Origin of the sequence: Amycolatopsis sp. NBC_01488, assembly GCF_036227105.1 — a bacterium.
Taxonomy (GTDB): Bacteria; Actinomycetota; Actinomycetes; order Mycobacteriales; family Pseudonocardiaceae; genus Amycolatopsis.
In genome coordinates this window covers 4368331-4384029 of record NZ_CP109434.1, presented here as the reverse complement: position 1 = coordinate 4384029, position 15699 = coordinate 4368331, and the positions used below count along the sequence as shown (strand labels likewise).

The 15699-nt window shown below is 72.3% G+C and carries 14 protein-coding genes and 1 pseudogene; 8 read left to right on the top strand and 7 right to left on the bottom strand.

Annotated features, from left to right (window positions below):
* The first annotated feature begins 375 nt into the window (after nt 1–375).
* Genes OG738_RS21320 through OG738_RS21305 form a run of 4 tightly spaced genes read left to right on the top strand, consistent with a single transcriptional unit; the run spans nt 376 to nt 6897 of the window.
* Entirely contained in the window at nt 376–4335 is a 3960-nt protein-coding gene (locus tag OG738_RS21320) for a Pls/PosA family non-ribosomal peptide synthetase (protein ID WP_329056156.1), read from the top strand.
* Nucleotides 4332–4994: a hypothetical protein gene (locus tag OG738_RS21315; RefSeq protein WP_329056155.1), complete on the top strand. Its 663-nt coding sequence runs from the start codon at nt 4332–4334 to the stop codon at nt 4992–4994. The genes OG738_RS21320 and OG738_RS21315 overlap by 4 nt, the downstream gene beginning before the upstream one ends.
* The gene (locus tag OG738_RS21310; RefSeq protein ID WP_329056154.1) at nt 4991–6169 is read left to right on the top strand and encodes a heparan-alpha-glucosaminide N-acetyltransferase domain-containing protein; all 1179 of its coding nucleotides are present in this window, start codon (nt 4991–4993) and stop codon (nt 6167–6169) included. Before OG738_RS21315 ends, OG738_RS21310 begins: the two co-directional genes overlap by 4 nt.
* Nucleotides 6166–6897, top strand: a complete 732-nt coding sequence (locus OG738_RS21305) for a BPL-N domain-containing protein (protein ID WP_329056153.1) — start codon at nt 6166–6168, stop codon at nt 6895–6897. The genes OG738_RS21310 and OG738_RS21305 overlap by 4 nt, the downstream gene beginning before the upstream one ends.
* Nucleotides 6898–6904: 7 nt before the next feature.
* Here OG738_RS21305 and OG738_RS21300 read toward each other — a convergent pair whose 3' ends face one another.
* Entirely contained in the window at nt 6905–7594 is a 690-nt protein-coding gene (locus tag OG738_RS21300) for a TetR/AcrR family transcriptional regulator (RefSeq protein WP_329056152.1), read from the bottom strand.
* A gap of 131 nt (nt 7595–7725) precedes the next feature.
* Here OG738_RS21300 and groL point away from each other — a divergent pair, with 131 nt between their 5' ends.
* A complete protein-coding gene (gene groL / locus OG738_RS21295) occupies nt 7726–9342 on the top strand; it encodes a chaperonin GroEL (protein WP_329056151.1) in 1617 nt (538 codons plus the stop codon).
* 28 nt (nt 9343–9370) lie between these two features.
* Here groL and OG738_RS21290 read toward each other — a convergent pair whose 3' ends face one another.
* The 3 genes from OG738_RS21290 to OG738_RS21280 all read right to left on the bottom strand — a co-directional run bounded on the left by OG738_RS21290 (nt 9371) and on the right by OG738_RS21280 (nt 12268).
* Entirely contained in the window at nt 9371–10195 is an 825-nt protein-coding gene (locus tag OG738_RS21290) for a DUF72 domain-containing protein (RefSeq protein ID WP_329056782.1), read from the bottom strand.
* A 134-nt stretch (nt 10196–10329) separates the two neighbouring features.
* Nucleotides 10330–11268: an NADP-dependent oxidoreductase gene (locus OG738_RS21285; protein WP_329056150.1), complete on the bottom strand. Its 939-nt coding sequence runs from the start codon at nt 11266–11268 to the stop codon at nt 10330–10332.
* A gap of 151 nt (nt 11269–11419) precedes the next feature.
* Nucleotides 11420–12268 (bottom strand): helix-turn-helix domain-containing protein, encoded by an 849-nt coding sequence (locus tag OG738_RS21280; protein ID WP_329056149.1) that lies wholly within the window; start codon nt 12266–12268, stop codon nt 11420–11422.
* Nucleotides 12269–12342: 74 nt separating this feature from the next.
* On the opposite strand from OG738_RS21280, the gene OG738_RS21275 reads away from it, so the two are divergent.
* A complete protein-coding gene (locus OG738_RS21275) occupies nt 12343–12852 on the top strand; it encodes a MarR family winged helix-turn-helix transcriptional regulator (protein ID WP_329056148.1) in 510 nt (169 codons plus the stop codon).
* Here the strand turns inward: OG738_RS21275 and OG738_RS21270 are convergent.
* Nucleotides 12846–13187, bottom strand: coding sequence for a hypothetical protein (locus OG738_RS21270; RefSeq protein WP_329056147.1), 342 nt, complete (start codon nt 13185–13187; stop codon nt 12846–12848). The genes OG738_RS21275 and OG738_RS21270 overlap by 7 nt on opposite strands.
* 113 nt (nt 13188–13300) lie before the next feature.
* Between OG738_RS21270 and OG738_RS21265 the strand changes: the two are divergent.
* Both OG738_RS21265 and OG738_RS21260 read left to right on the top strand, forming a co-directional pair.
* A pseudogene (locus tag OG738_RS21265) lies at nt 13301–13459 on the top strand (helix-turn-helix domain-containing protein); the annotation flags it as partial.
* Nucleotides 13460–13556: 97 nt separating this feature from the next.
* On the top strand, nt 13557–13895 hold the full coding sequence (locus OG738_RS21260; protein WP_329056146.1) for a hypothetical protein: 339 nt from the start codon (nt 13557–13559) through the stop codon (nt 13893–13895).
* 59 nt (nt 13896–13954) lie between these two features.
* Here OG738_RS21260 and OG738_RS21255 read toward each other — a convergent pair whose 3' ends face one another.
* Together OG738_RS21255 and OG738_RS21250 are read right to left on the bottom strand one after the other, a co-directional pair.
* Nucleotides 13955–15352 (bottom strand): hypothetical protein, encoded by a 1398-nt coding sequence (locus OG738_RS21255; RefSeq protein ID WP_329056145.1) that lies wholly within the window; start codon nt 15350–15352, stop codon nt 13955–13957.
* Complete coding sequence (locus OG738_RS21250) at nt 15349–15684, bottom strand: hypothetical protein (RefSeq protein WP_329056144.1); 336 nt, start codon at nt 15682–15684, stop codon at nt 15349–15351. The genes OG738_RS21255 and OG738_RS21250 overlap by 4 nt, the downstream gene beginning before the upstream one ends.
* Between the last annotated feature and the right edge of the window lie 15 nt (nt 15685–15699).

Here is a 15699-nt window from a genome sequence, read left to right as displayed (position 1 = left end):
CACCTCCGAGCGACGAAGTCCCTGGTGCACGGCCCAGGCCGAAGGCCCCTGTCGCGATCGCGGCAGGGGCCGCGGCGTGCCCGCGGACTTTCTGGCGAGCATCGACTCTTCACTTCGGCGAACCGCTTTTCACCGGTCGTGCACGCGCGGCTTGACAGAAAGCCACCAAGAAGCGACGAATCCCCGCTGACGGCATTTTTCCGGACATCCGGCTTCGGCATCGGCGAATGCGTATTCCGCCATCCGAGGGACACCACCGTGGGTGACTTGCCAACTACACGTCACTCTGTCGAGGATGGGGCGTCCAGCTAACGGGTGAAGCCAATAGCCCGTATGGCGTCCAGATGTCCACCGTTCGAACGGAAAGAGTACTGGGTGACCTTCACGGACTATTCGTCCGATTCGCTCGTCGTGCTGGGGGCGCACGCTCCCGAAGGCGGACCGGTCCAGCGAATGCACCACGTCTTCGAACGCACCGCCGATCGCGTTCCCGGTGCCATTGCGCTCGAGACGGGCGACGATTCCTTCACCTACGCCGAATTGGACCGGCGGGCCAACCGGCTCGCCCACCGGCTGCGTGCCGCCGGGATCCGGCGGGGTGATCGGGTCGCCATCCTCGTCGAGCGAGGTCCGCACACCTACACCTGCCTGCTCGCCGTCGGGAAGGCGGGCGGGGCCTTCGTGCCGATCGACCCCGCCTCCCCCGCCGACCGGATCGCGTACATCATCCAGGACGCGGGAGTCGACCTGCTGCTGACGACCCCCGACCGGGCCGCCGACGCGCCCTGCCCGACCCTCGACCCGGACGACCTCGCCGACCGCGACGGCCGGCCCGACCTCACCGAGGACGACCTGCTCGACCCGGAACCGAGCGCGTACGTCATCTACACCTCCGGCTCGAGCGGGCGGCCGAAGGGCGTCGAGGTCGCGCAGCGCAGCATCTGCAACTTCCTCGACGTCGTCCCGCGGCTGTACGACGTCCGCCGGGACGACCGCGTCTACCAGGGCATGACGATCTCCTTCGACTTCTCCATCGAAGAGATCTGGCCGACGTGGGCGGTCGGCGCGACGCTGGTCGCGGGCCCGACCGACTCCCGGCGCCTGGGCGCCGAACTCGCGGAATTCCTCGCACAGCACCGGATCAGCGTCCTCTACTGCGTCCCGACGCTGCTCGCGACCATCCCGCACGAGCTCCCCCTGCTGCGCAGCCTCCTGGTCGGCGGCGAGGCGTGCCCGCGCCAGCTGGTCGACCGGTGGGCGCGGCCCGGCCGCCGGATCCTCAACACCTACGGCCCGACCGAGGCGACCGTCACCGCGACCTGGTGCGAGCTGAAGCCTGGCCGCCCGGTGACGATCGGCGTCCCGCTGCCGACCTACTCGGTGGTGCTGCTGGACGACGACCGCGTGCCGGTGCCGCCCGGCGAGGTCGGCGAAATCTGCGTCGGCGGCCCGGGCGTGGCCAAGGGGTACGTCGGGCGGCCGGAACTCACCGCGGACAAGTTCGTCGAGCACGAAGGCGAGCGGGTCTACCGGACCGGGGACCTCGGCCGGCTCGTCGACGGCGGCGAGATCGAATACCTCGGCCGCGCGGACGCCGAGGTGAAGATCCGCGGGCACCGCGTCGATCTCGGGGAGATCGAGAGCGTCCTGCTGGCCGACGCGGGCGTGTCCGCGGCCGCCGCGGCGCTGGTCGAGGTGACGCCGGGCGCGCCCGAGCTGGCCGCCTACGTCGTGTCCACTTCGGACGAAGACGAGGACGTGCTGGTCCGGCGGCTGCGGGAAACCCTGCGCGAGCGGGTGCCCGCGTACATGGTGCCGGGCTTCTTCGTGACCCTGCCGGTGCTGCCGATGATGCCCAGCGGCAAGGTCGACCGCCGCGAGCTGCCGGTGCCGCGGAGCCGGAAAAGACCCGTGGACGGCCCGGTCGTCGCCCCCGCGACCCCGACCGAAGAGACCGTCGCGCGGGTGTGGGCCGACGCGTTCGGCGTGGCGCCCGAAGACTTTTCGGTCACCGCGGACTTCTTCACCGACCTGGGCGGCCATTCGCTGCTGGCCGCGACCGTGGTCTCCCGGCTGCGCGAGCACGAGCTCGCCGCCGGGATCGCCGTGCGCGACCTCTACGCCCACCCCGACGTCCGGTCGCTGGCCGCGCACCTGGACGCCGGCGAGCCCGCCCCCGCGTCGGAAGCCGAGCCGCGCTACCAGCCGATCCGGCACCGCACGCGCCGGATCGCCGCCGCCGGGTCCGCGCAGGCGGTGGTGATCTACCTGCTGCTGCTCGTGATCACGCTGCCGGTCGCCTACGTCTACACGTGGAACGACGGTGACGTCTCGGTGTCGGTCCTCGCGCAGCTGCTCGTCGCCATCCTGATCAGCTACCTCGGCGTCCGCTGGCTGGTGCCGCTGCTGGCGGTGCGGCCGCTGTCGGCGGGCATCCGGCCGGGCCGCTACCGCCTCTGGGGCTGGACGTACCTGCGGCTCTGGACGCTGGACCTGCTGCTGAGCGTCGGGCCGCTGCCGGTGGTCAGCGGGTCCGGGCTGATGCCGCTGTACCTGCGGCTGCTCGGCGCCCGCGTCGGCAAGCGCGCGGTGATCGCGACCAGCTCGCTCTCGTTGCCCGCGCTGGTGCGCGTCGACGACGACGCGGCGATCGGCTACGGCGCGGTGCTGCGGCCGTGGCGGGTCGAGGACGGCTGGGTGACCGTCGGCGGGATCACCGTCGGCGCCGGGGCGTTCGTCGGCGCGAACGCCGTGCTGGAACCGGGTTCCTCGGTCGGGCCCGGTGCCGCGCTGGCCGAGCAGTCGCTGCTGGGACGCGGTGAGTCCGTGCCCGCGGGCGAGCGCTGGGCCGGCTCGCCGCCCGGGAAGATGGCCGCGCTCTCGCCGGTCGTCGAGGACCTGCTCGCGCCCGCCGGATCCGGTCGCGGCTGGCGGCCGCACCACGTCCTGCTGACCCTGCTCGGCCTCGGCGCGCTGGAAGTCGGCGCGATCTGCCTGATCCTGCCCAGCGTGGCGCTGGTGTGGTGGGCGCTGCTCGGCTGGGGCGTGCTCGCGGGCGTGGTCGCGACGGTGCTGGCCGGGCCGGTCTTCGTGCTGACCGTCTGCGTCGTCGTCGCCTTCGGGCGCAAGCTCGTGCTGCCGAAGACCCCCGTCGGCGTCCACCCGGTGCGGTCCGGGCTCGGCGTCCGCAAGTGGGTCGCCGACAAGCTCCTCGAGTTCAGCCTGACGTTCACGAACTCCCTGTACGCCACGCTGTACACGGTCCCCTGGCTGCGGCTGCTCGGCGCGCGGATCGGCCGCGGCGCCGAGGTGTCCACGGCCGGGCACCTCGACCCGGACCTGCTCACGCTGGGCAGCGAGAGCTTCGTCGCGGACATGGCCACGGTCGGCGCGGCGACGTTCGCCCGCGGCCGCGTCGCCTTCCTCACCACCGACGTCGGGCGGCGCGCGTTCGTCGGCAACGCCTCGGTCGTCCCGGCCGGCACCGCGCTGGGCGACGGCTCCCTGGTGGGCGTCGGCACGGTCCCGCCCGGCGCGGACGTGCCCGGCGACTCGTCGTGGCTCGGCTCGCCCGCGATGCACCTGCCGCGCCGCCAGGACAGCGGCGACTTCCCGGAGGAGCAGACGTTCCGGCCGCCACGCCGGCTCGTGCGCGAGCGGCTCGCCATCGAGTTCGCGCGGGCGACGCTGCCCGCGTCCTTGCTGGGCTTGAGCTTCTACCTGTTCCTGCTGACGCTGTCCGGGCTCGCGGCCGGCCGCGACCTGCCGGTGCCCGCGCTGGCCTCACCTCTGGTGGCGATCGCGTCCGGGCTCGGCGTCATCGGGTTCTGCGCGGCGACCAAGCGCAACGTCGTCGGCGAGTACGCCCCGCGCGTCGAGCCGCTGTGGAGCCCGTTCGTGCGGCGCAGCGAGTTCGTCACCGGGCTCTACGAGTCGGCGGCGGTCCCCGCCGGGCTCGGCATGCTCGTCGGCACGCCGCTGCTGCCGCCCCTGCTGCGCTGGTTCGGCGCGAAGATCGGGCGGCGCACGTGGATCGGCACGACCTACCTGACCGAGTTCGACCTCGTGCGCGTCGGCGACGACGCCGCGGTCGGCACCGAGGTCTCGCTGCAGACCCACCTGTTCGAGGACCGCGTCATGAAGATGTCGGTGGTCACGGTCGGGGCAGGCGCGACCGTCGGCACCCGCGCGATCGTGCTCTACGACGCCGTGGTCGGCGACGGCGTTTCGCTCGGCTCGCTGTCGCTGCTGATGAAGGGCGAGCACCTCGCCTCCCACACCTCCTGGCGCGGCATTCCCGCGCAAACCCTGCTCCCGAAGGGAATCCCGGCGTGAAGCTCGCCCTCGTCTACCGCGGTCCCGCCGCGCTGCCCGGCTGTCCCGAGGCGGTCGCCGGGCTGCTGCAGTCGAGCCGGCACGGCTTCACCGTCCGCTTCACCGGCCCGGAAGAAGACCTGCCGCTCGGCGCGGAATCGCTGGCAGGGGCCGATCTCTACGCCCAGCCCGGCGGCGGCACGCTCGGGCGGGCGTACCGGAAGCTGCGCGGCCACCGCGACGTCATCCGCGGGTACGTCGACGGCGGCGGCCGGTACCTCGGGTTCTGCCTCGGCGGGTACCTCGCCGGCGCGACGCCCGGGTTCGGGCTGCTGCCCGGCGACACCGATCGCTACATCGACACCGAAGACGCGAGCGTCGACCACGACGGGGACGCCGTCGTGCGGGTCCGCTGGCGCGGCCGCCGCCGGAAGCTGTACTTCCAGGACGGCCCGGTGTTCGTCCTCGACCGGCCGGAGGCCGCCGACGTGCTGGCGACCTATCCGAACGGGACGGTCGCCGCGCTGGTCGCGCCCTTCGGCGCGGGGCGCGTCGGCGTCGTCGGTCCGCACCCGGAGGCGCGGCGCGACTGGTACACCGACGGTGGTTTGCGCCCGCCGCTGCTGCGCTACGGGCACGACCTCGGCCGGGACCTGGTGGACGCGGTGATGGCGAGATGACCGAGCCCGCCCACCCGGCCCGGCTGAGCGCGGTCGACGCGACGCGCGGGATCGCGCTGCTCGGTATGATGGCCGTGCACTCGCTGCCCGAAGAGACCACGCCGGGCCATCCCTCGGTGGCGTTCGCGATCTTCGGCGGCCGCGCGGCGGCGACGTTCGCGGTGCTCGCCGGGGTCGGTGTCGCGTTCATGACCGGCCGCGAACGGGTGCGGCCGGCCGATTTCCGCGCCACGGCGGCGATGCTGGCGGTGCGCGCGCTCGCGATCGGCGCGATCGGGCTCGCCCTGGGCTACACCGACGCCGAACTCGCCGTGGTGATCCTGCCGTACTACGCGATCCTGTTCCTGTTCGCGATCCCGCTGGTGCTGCTGCCGACGTGGGCGGTGGCGGGCGTGGGCCTGGCGGTCGCGGCCGGCGTCCCGCCGCTGACCCACCTGCTGCAGCCGCACCTGCCGGAACCGACCCTGCTGAACCACGGATTCCTTTACGCCGCAACGCATCCGGTCAACCTGCTGACCGAGCTGACGCTGAACGGCGAGTACCCGGCGCTGTCGTGGACGGTCTACCTCTGCGCGGGGATCGTCATCGGCCGGCTGTCGCTGCGCCGGCTCAAGACCGCCGTCGCCCTGCTCGGCACCGGGGTGGCGCTGGCCGTCGGCGCGGCGGTCGGGTCGTCGGTGCTGCTGAACCACTACGGCGGGCTGACGGCGATCTGGTCCGCGCAGCCCGGCAGCGTCCTGACCGTGCCGGAGACGACGGAACTGCTCAACCTGGGCGGCGACGGCACCACCCCGACCTCGACGGCGTGGTGGCTCGCCGTCGCGGCGCCGCACACCGGCACCGCGCCCGACCTCGTCGGCACCACCGGGTCCGCGATGGCGCTGCTGGGGCTGATGCTGCTGCTCGGCCGGGTCGTGCGCCCCGCCGTCCTAGCGCCGCTGGCCGCGGCCGGGAGCATGACGCTCACGTTCTACACCGCGCACATCATGTTCCTGAACTCCGACTACGACGTCTACAGCCCGGACGCCGGGTACTGGCTGCAGGTCGCCGCGGTGCTCGTCGTGGGCCTGGCCTGGCGGGCGACCGCGGGGAAAGGACCGCTGGAAGCGCTCGTCACGGCGTTGGCGAAACGGGCGAAGCAGCGGGCCGCCCGGCCAGTCCTGGAGCCGGCGTGACCGGGGTGTCCCGCCGGGGGCTCCTGGCGGGCGTCGCCGCGGCCGGGCTGCTGGCCGCGTGCGGCGGTCCGGACACCCAGCCGCTGGCCCTCGTCTACCGCGGCGACGGCGCGACCGATCCGTGTTCGGACGCCGTCGCTTCGCTGCTTCGCACGCACTCGAAGGGTTTCCGGGTCGAATACTGCGGCCCCGACCAGCAGATCCCGTTGACCACCGAAGCTCTGTCGGGCGCGACGCTGTACGCCCAGCCGGGCGGCGGCGGTCTCGACGACGCGTGGCGGGTGATGCGCCGCCACGCCGACGTGATCAAGGGGTACGTCCACGACGGCGGCCGGTACCTCGGCTTCTGCCTGGGCGGCTACCTCGCGGGCGCGACGCCGGGCTTCGCGCTGCTGCCCGGCGACACCCGGCAGTACGTCACCTCGCGCGGAGCGGACGTCCGCTCCACCCGGGACACCCTGGTCGAAGTGGACTGGACCGGCCGGCGCCACGCGATGTACTTCCAGGACGGCCCGCAGTTCGTCCTCACCGGCCCGGCCGAGGTGCTGGCCCGCTACACCAACGGAACGATCGCGGCGGCGGTCGCGACCTACGGCCGCGGCCGGGTCGCCGTGACCGGCCCCCACCCGGAGGCCCCGGAGTCCTGGTACCGCGACGCGAAGCTGACCGACCCGGGCAACGGACGGCTCGACCTGGGTTTCGCCTTCGTGGACCGGGCGCTGGCGTAGCTACCCACTACTGCTCCGGCGAAGTCGGAGAAGCGCGCACCGCGGCCGCCCGCAAGGCGGGGGCGAGGCAGTCCAGCGCTTCGCGCAACAGCTCGGGCAGGGGACGGTCCGCGACGACCAGGAATCCCTGGCCGGCCGGTGTTTCGCCGGCCGGTGTTTCGCCGGCCGGTGGGCTCACCCAGCGCCGCAGGGCGACCCGGGCCGCCGCCGAAACCGCGGCGGCGAGCACATCGGCGGCGAAGGGATCGCCGACGCGGTCGGCCAGCGCGGCGGCGAGCGGGGAGTGGATCGCGGAGGCGGCCTCGATGAACTCCGCCCGCAGCCGCGGGGTCGTGGTGATCATCGTCAGTGCCTCGCCGGCCGGTTCACCGGTGTACTGCTCGACGACCGTCTCGATCACCGCCCGGTCCAGGGGTTCGGTGGCGGGACGGGCGCGCAGCGCGGCCGCGATCCGCAGCGCCCGCTCGGCCGTGACCGCGGCGACGATGGCCTGCTCCCGGCTGGAGAAGTAGTTGTTGTAGGTCCGGGGCGACACGCCCGCGGCGTCGGCGATGTCGTCGACCCGCACGTTGTCCGGGCCGCGCTCCAGCGCCAGGCGCAGCGCGGCGACGCTCAGCGCCTCGCGGGTGGCCAGCTTCTTCCGCTCGCGCAACCCGGGACGGGGCCCGGGATCCGGCGCGTCCTGATCCGGTTCCATGCGCTCACTCTAGCGACGGTCATGCGTGAACGCAATTTTGCGTACACGCACTTTTGTGTACTGTGGGGCTGGCACTCGGCACCGCGGAGTGCCAGCCAGGTACCGCCCACCGTCCGGAAAGGACCAGCACCATGGCCAAGATGATCGCGTTCGACGAGGACGCCCGCCGCGGTCTCGAGCGCGGCTTGAACATCCTCGCCGAAGCCGTCAAGGTGACCCTCGGCCCGCGAGGGCGCAACGTCGTGCTCGACAAGAAGTGGGGCGCGCCGACCATCACCAACGACGGCGTCTCCATCGCCAAGGAGATCGAACTCGACGACCCGTGGGAGAAGATCGGGGCCGAGCTCGTCAAGGAGGTCGCCAAGAAGACCGACGACGTCGCGGGCGACGGCACCACCACCGCCACCGTGCTCGCCCAGGCCCTGGTCCGCGAGGGGCTGCGCAACGTCGCCGCCGGTGCCGACCCGATCGCGCTGAAGCGCGGTATGGAACAGGCGGTCGAGGCCGTCGTCGAGCAGCTGCACAAGGCCGCCGTCCAGATCGAGACCAAGGAGCAGATCGCGGCCACCGCGTCGATCTCCGCGGCCGACCCCACCATCGGCGAGCTGATCGCCGAGGCCATGGACCGGGTCGGCAAGGAAGGCGTCATCACCGTCGAGGAGAGCAACACCTTCGGCCTCGAACTGGAGCTCACCGAGGGCATGCGCTTCGACAAGGGCTACCTGTCCGCGCACTTCGTGACCGACACCGACCGGATGGACGCCGTCCTCGACGAGCCCTACCTGCTGTTCACCTCGGCGAAGATCGCCTCGGTGAAGGATCTGGTGCCCCTGCTGGAAAAAGTCATGGAGACCGGCAAGCCGCTGCTGGTGGTCGCGGACGACGTGGAGACCGAGGCACTGGCCACGCTGATCCTGAACAAGCTCAAGGGCACCTTCAAGTCGGTGGCCGTCAAGGCTCCCGGCTTCGGCGACCGCCGCAAGGCGATGCTCCAGGACCTGGCCGTCCTGACCGGTGGCCAGGTCGTCAGCGAGGACGTCGGCCTCAAGCTGGAGAACGCGGACCTGTCCCTGCTGGGCAAGGCCCGCAAGGTGGTCGTCACCAAGGAGGAGACGACCATCGTGGACGGTGCCGGCGACGCCGGGCAGCTCCGGAGCCGGGTCAACCAGATCCGCGCCGAGATCGAGCGGAGCGACTCCGACTACGACCGCGAGAAGCTGCAGGAACGGCTCGCCAAGCTGGCCGGCGGCGTGGCCGTCATCAAGGCCGGCGCCGCGACCGAGGTCGAGCTCAAGGAGCGCAAGCACCGCATCGAGGACGCGGTGCGCAACGCGAAAGCCGCCGTGGAAGAGGGCATCGTCGCCGGTGGTGGCGTCGCGCTGCTCCAGGCCGCCCAGCGGGCGTTCGAGGGCTTGACGCTGTCCGGTGACGAGGCCACCGGCGCCGGCGTCGTCAAGATCGCCGTGGAGGCGCCGCTGCGCCAGATCGCGGTGAACGCCGGCCTCGAGGGTGGCGTCGTGGTGGAGAAGGTCAAGGGCCTGCCCTTCGGCCACGGCCTGAACGCCGCCACCGGCCGGTACGAGGACCTCCTGGCCGCCGGTGTGCCGGATCCGGCCAAGGTCACCCGGTCCGCGCTGCAGAACGCCGCGTCCATCGCCGCGCTGTTCCTGACCACCGAAGCCGTGGTCGCCGACAAGCCGGAGAAGACCGCCGTAGTCCCCGCCGCACCCGCCGACCTGGACTTCTGAAGCTGCCGGGCCCGTGCGCGAAGACCGCTCAGAACAGGGTCGCGGGCTCGACCGGCGCCGGCTCGGGCAGTGCGTCCAGGCCGGGCACCAGCGCTCGCACGTCGTCGTGGAAGCGGCGGGCGAGCGCCGGTGCGTCGTCGTTGTCGGGGGTGTGCAGGAAAACCGTCGGCGACCGGCCCTCGCGCAGCCAGCCGGCGACCACCGCGGTCCACGGCCGCCACCCTTCGACCGTCTCCTCGACCGAGTCCCGGCCCAGGTACCGGACGATCGGCCGGTCGGTCAGGGCCCGCGTCCGCCGCGGCAGCCGCGGTTTCTTCGCCCAGGCGTCCTGCTCGGCCTCGCTGACCGGCGGGCGCTGGAAGAAAACCGTGGTGTCGAACGGCACCCACTCGGCGTCCGCGTCGGCGAGCGTCCCCTCCAGCAGCGACGTCGAGCCGGCATCGGTGAAGAACCCGGGGTGGCGCACCTCCACGGCCCGCCGGCGGCCGGCGGGGAGCCGGCGCAGGAAGCGGCCGAGCGCGTCGACGTCCGAGGGGCCGAACGAGCCGGGCAACTGGGTCCACAGGACCGCCCGGTCGCCGAGGGGCTCGATTGCGTCCAGGAACGCCCGCATCTCGGCCTCGACCCCGGCGAACCGGCGCTCGTGCGTGACGACCTTGGGCAGCTTCACCACGAACCGGAAGCCGGGGCCGGTCTGCTGCGCCCAGTTCGCGACGGTGGTCCGGGCGGGAGTCGCGTAGAAGGTGGTGTTGCCCTCGACCGCGTTGCACCAGCCGGCGTAGGCCCGCAGGCGCTCCCCGGCCGGTAGCGACGGCGGCAGGAACCGCCCGGGCCACGCCTTGTGGGTCCACATCGCGCAGCCGACATGAAGACGCGCCACTGGCGTCAGCTCCCCTCGATCACGAGAAGAAACTACTACCTGGGCACCGGTGCGCCGGGTCAGGTGGCCACGTCGGCACCGGTCAACGTTGCCGGGGACGGCTCGCGTCAGGCCGGGACGATGACGACCTTGCCGTGCACCGAACCTTCGGCGGCTCGGGCGTGCAGCGCCGGCAGCTCGGGCAGCGGCACCCGCTCGGCGACGTCGACGCGCAGCTCGCCGGCCTCGACCAGCGCCACCAGCTTCGCCAGCTGGTCGGCGTCGCTGCGGACGAACAGATCGATGCCGCGCACGCCGCGCGCCTCGTCGCTGGGTGCGGGCATCCACACCGTCGTGTTCACCACGACCCCGCCCGGGCGGACCAGGGTGACCAGCGCGGCCAGCTCCGCCGGGTCGACCGGCGCGAGGTTGAGCACGACGTCGACCGGCTCGGGCACGGCGTCAGTTACCGCGGTGGTGGTGTGGTCGACGACCTCGTCGGCGCCGGCGGACTTGACCGCGTCGCCGCTGCGCGGGCTCGCCGTGGCGATGACGTGGGCACCGGCCCCCTTGGCCAGCTGCACGGCATAACCGCCGACCGCGCCGCCGGCGCCGTTGATCAGCACGCGCTGCCCGGCCGTCAGCTTGGCGTGGTCGAACAGCGCCTGGTACGCAGTGAGACCCACCACCGGCAGCGCGGCGGCGTCGGCCAGCGGGACGGTCCCGGGTGCGGACGTGAGGACCTCGGCGGGCGCGAGGACGTACTCCGCGGCGGCACCGTCGCCGTCCATCGGCAGGAAGCCGACCACCTGGTCGCCGACCTGGACGCCGTCCACGCCCTCGCCCAGCGCGTCGACCGTGCCGGCCACGTCGATGCCGGGGGTGTGCGGCAGCACCACCGGGATCGGGCCCTGCATGAAGCCGCCGCGGATGTTGCCGTCGACGGAGTTGAACGACGTCGCGGCGACGCGGACCCGGACCTGCCCGGCTGCCGGGACCGGCTGTTCGACGTCCTCGTAGCGCAGGACTTCGGGGGCGCCGTACTCGTGGAAGCGCACTGCCTTCATCGGGGTTCTCACCTTCACTGAGATCCATTCGCTTCGAATTCGAAGCAACTACCGGCTACGCTACTGCTGCTTCGAATTCGAAGCAAGTGATGTCGGTCACCGCAGGTGCCCTTGATCCACCCGGACCTCAGGATCGCGGCCGGGGACCTGATCAGCCTGGGCCGGCTTGGCCCACCCTGACGACGGACGGCCCGCCGGCGGCACGGACGACCGCACCGAGCCGGGCCGCGTCGGCCGAGCCCGGTGCCGCCGTGAGGACCACCGCCATCAGGTCGTCCCCGGGCACGCCGAGCAGACTGCCGTCGAGCGTGAGGTCCTCACCGTCCGAAGTCTGGAACACCGCCCGGTTCTCGTACGCGGAAACCGTTTTCGGGGTGCGCCACAAGGTGTCGAACGCACCGCTGGTGCTCCGCAGCTCGTCGACGAGCTCCGCGAGCGACGCGTCCGCCGGGTAGCGCAGGGACGTGTCCCGCAACCGGGCGGCCAGCACGGCCTGGAAGCCGGCCTGGTGGTCCTCGGCGCGATCGATCTCCCCACGCGGGTCGCAGAACGTGCGCCAGGCAACGTTCCAGTCCCGACCGGACCCGGTCGCCGCCCCGCCGCCGAGCGCCAGCCACGCGCCGTTGACGGCGACGACGTTCCACGCCGCGTCGGCCAGGAACGCGGGGGTGTCGTCGAACCGCTCGAGGAGCCGCATCGCCGCCGTCCCGGCTTCGCGCGGGACCTGCCCGTCGGACGCGGCATATCCGGCGAGGGCGCAGAGCCGTTCGTAGTCCGCCCGGCTGATCCGCAACGCGCGCGCGATCGCGGTCACCACGCCGGCCGACGGGTGGCGGCGGCCCTGCTCCAGCCGCCGCACGTAGTCCGCGGACACCCCGGCCAGCTCGGCCAGTTCCTCCCGGCGCAGACCGCGAACCCGCCGTCCGGCCCGCGGCCCGGCGGCGGGCTCGGTGTGTTCGCGCAACCAGCGGACCGCGGCGCCGAGATCGGACAGCGACATGACGCCAGTGTGCACCGGCGGCGGCCCGGCTTCCGGCGCGGCCCCTTCGAATTCGAAGCAGTAGACTCCGGGTCATGTCCGACGCCCCACCGTCGCTCGACCCCGTGCAGCTCGGCGCGTACTTCGACCTCATCGAGGTGACCAGCCTGCTGCGGCACGCGGTCGAACAGCAGCTGCGCGAAGCCGGCGACCTCAGCTACGTGCAGTTCCAGCTGCTGGCCCGCCTCGGGGACGCGCCGACGGGCAGCCACCGCATGACCGACCTCGCCGACGGCGTCGTCTACAGCCGCAGCGGCCTGACCTACCAGGCCGGCCTGCTCGAGAAAGCGGGCCTGGTCGTCCGAACACCTTCGCCGGACGACGAGCGGAGCGTCACGGTCACCATCACCGACGCCGGGCGCGCGCGGCTCGCGGCCGTGCTGCCCGGGCACGTCGAGGTGGTCAGCGGCCTGCTCTTCGAACCGCTGTCGCGCGACGACGTCAAGACCCTCGCGCGCCTGCTGGCGCCGGTGCGGGACCACATGCGCTCGACGCCGCCCCGCTCGGCCGCGCCCCGCGCGAGCCGGGCGGCGAAAGCTCAGTAGATGTTCAGCCTTTCGATGTAGGTGCTCCGGTCCGGCAGGGTTCCGTGCTCGTTCTTGCCGAAGAACCGGGTGAACGGCCCGCCGTCGAAGTCGGACCAGACGAAGTAGCCCGCGTTGTTGCCGCTGCTCCAGGCCGTGATGCCCGGCAGGTCCGGCTCGGTCACGCCCGCGTAGGCGTAGCACGTCTGGTTGAAGTTCCGGTCCTGGAAGTGGAAGAAGTCCGGCGCGGTGCACGGCACCTGGTGGATCGTGTCCGCGTGCGCGGCCGGTGCGGCGAGGGTGGAGACGGTCGCCGCGGTGATCGCGAGGACGAGGGCCCGGTGGATTTTCGGCACGCCGCCGATCTTTCTGCGGCCGGACAGCCGGGGGCAAGGGATTCGACGACGGTCGAAACCCGCACGCCACGTCGCTTGACTCTCGAGCCGCTCGAGATCGCACAGTGGCGGGTATGACCGAGCTCTACCCCGTCGGGGACGTCGCCCGCCGCACCGGCCTGAGCGTGAGTGCGATCCGGTTCTACGCCGACGAAGGCGTCGTCGCGCCCACCGCGCTCACCGAGGGCGGCTTCCGGCAGTACGACGTGCACGCCATCGCCCGGCTCGAGCTCGTGCGCACCCTGCGCGACCTGGGCGCGAGCCTGGACGACATCCGCCGGGTGCTGGCCGCCGAGACCAGCCCGGCTCGTCGACGAGTTCTGGGACTTCGTGACCGACGGCCTGGACGTCCACCCCGCCTACGTCGAGCGGCTGTACAGCCGGCGGCCGCGCCTGCCCGAGGAGCCGTCCACCGAGCAGCTCGAGGCGTGGATCGAGCTGGCCGACCTGGTGCGGGACGAGGATTTCCGGACGTCGGTGCGGAAGTTCTACCACCGCGCCTTCGGCACCGAGCGGGGCAAGCTGATGACCACGCCGGAAATGCTGGCCCGCGCCGAGCGGCAGCGAAGTCTCCTGCTGGAAGCGCAGGCCGCGCTGCGGGACGGCGTGGCGGCGGATTCCCCGCGGGCCCGGGACATCGCCGAGCGCGTGGTCGCCGCCCTGCGCTAGCAGACGCGCTTCCCTTGTCCCGCACCGGCGAACGCCGCCCACCGCGGCGGCGTTTCCGGCTAGCTCGGCTGCTGTTGCTTCTTGTCTTCCTCGGCCCAGGCGGCCTCCGCCTGCATCTGGATGTCGGTGAGGCCGCGGTCGACCTGCACGATGCCCTTGCCCGCCCAGCCCACGAAGTTCTTCGAGCTCTTCGCGTCGGAAAGCGCCTTCAGCATCGGGTAGTAGTCCGGGTGCTTGGCCTTCAGCCAGTCGTCGACGAACTTCATCTTCTTGTAGCTGTCGCCGAACTTGGTCTTCAGCCAGTCCTCGTGCTTCTTGATCGTCGAGATGTCGTGGTCGCTCAGGTGCGACTTCGGCGACGGCGGCTTGGGCGCGGGCGGCGGGTCCGCGGGCTTGGGCAGCGGGCGCGAGAAGTTCGGCGTGGTGCCGTCGCCCGGGGGCCGCGTGCTGGGCGTGGCACCGCCGGTGGTGGGCGGCCCGTCGTGGGTGACCGCGGTACCCGGCGGCGGCAGTGGCCGCGAGAAGTTCGGGGTCGTGCCGTCACCCGGGGGCCGGGTGCTGGGCGTGGCGCCGCCGGTGGTGGGCGGGCCGTCGTGGGTGACCGCGGTGCCCGGCGGCTTCGGCAGCGGCCGCGAGAAGTTCGGCACCCCGCCACCGTGCGGCGGCAGGGTGCTCAGCTCGTGGCCCGCGTTCGAGGCGCCCGCCTTCGGCTTGACCAGCTTCGACAGCTGGGTGAGCCGGGCCAGCGTGCGACCGGCGTAGGCGACGACCTTGGCGAGCTTCGCCGTCATCGCCGCGACCTGCACCGAGACGGTCGCGACGCACTTGGTCACCCCGACGGCGATCGACGCGCCGAAGGTGGGGATGGCGAGCGCGAGCGCGATCAGCATCGTGGAGATGATGTCGCCGAGGATCGTCGTGATGATGTCGCGCAGCAGCGAGCGGACCGCGCCGATCAGCGCCCCGGTGGTCTCGACCATGTAGCCGGCGACGTCGGACGCCTTGGCGTTGGCGTCGATCCAGCCCTTCCGGTCGTCGATCGACTTGACGAAGCTGTCGTGGCCCTTGCCCTGCCACTGGGTGATCGTCGACTTGAGGGTGTCGTCCAGCGACGTGCCGGTGTCGCGCAGCGACTCGCCGATCTTGTGGAGCTCATTGGCGATCTTCGTGACCTCCGCGGGGTTGCCCGCGACCTGGTCGAGCGGCCACTTCAGGAACGAGACGTGCTCGATCAGCCAGCCGAGGCCCGCCGCGATCAGCTTCGCGAGGGGGTCCATGACGAACGCGACGGTGTCGAGCGCGGCGCTGAGGAGGTTGATGCCCAGTTCGACGCCGACGGCCGCGAGGTCGCCGCCGTGCTCGGTCTGGACCTTGCCGATCGAGTCGCCCACCTGCTTCCAGCTGTCGAAGACGCCGGCCCCGGTCGTGGAGTTCGATGCCGTGATGGGAACGGTCACTTGCCCAGCTCCGTTTCGAAGGTGCGCAACCCCTGCGCCGTGTTCGAGTCGTGGGTCGCGTACGTCTCGGCGGCCTTCTTCACGTCGTCGGCGGACTTGCCGATGTCCCCGACGAGCTTGGTGATCTCGCCGGCGATCACCCCCATCGTGATCCGCGAAGGCACGGCGAGCACCTGGGCGAGGAGGATGCCGAACGCGGCGTTGTCGAACCCGTTGGCGGCCTGCATCCGGTTCGCGGCGTCCTGCACCGCCGGTTGCGTGGTGCCTGACAGGAACTGGCTGAACTTCTGCAGTTCGGCCGGATCGACCGAAAACCCTTCTCCGGAAACCACTGGTTCTCCTCCCTG

Coding starts and splice junctions, on each gene's coding strand:
- OG738_RS21285 (WP_329056150.1), bottom strand. CDS start 11,268: ATGAAGGCAGTGCGCTTCCACGAGTACGGCGCCCCCGAAGTCCTGCGC.
- OG738_RS21280 (WP_329056149.1), bottom strand. CDS start 12,268: ATGTCGCTGTCCGATCTCGGCGCCGCGGTCCGCTGGTTGCGCGAACAC.
- OG738_RS21290 (WP_329056782.1), bottom strand. CDS start 10,195: ATGTGGACCCACAAGGCGTGGCCCGGGCGGTTCCTGCCGCCGTCGCTA.
- groL (WP_329056151.1), top strand. CDS start 7,726: ATGGCCAAGATGATCGCGTTCGACGAGGACGCCCGCCGCGGTCTCGAG.
- OG738_RS21310 (WP_329056154.1), top strand. CDS start 4,991: ATGACCGAGCCCGCCCACCCGGCCCGGCTGAGCGCGGTCGACGCGACG.
- OG738_RS21300 (WP_329056152.1), bottom strand. CDS start 7,594: ATGGAACCGGATCAGGACGCGCCGGATCCCGGGCCCCGTCCCGGGTTG.
- OG738_RS21275 (WP_329056148.1), top strand. CDS start 12,343: ATGTCCGACGCCCCACCGTCGCTCGACCCCGTGCAGCTCGGCGCGTAC.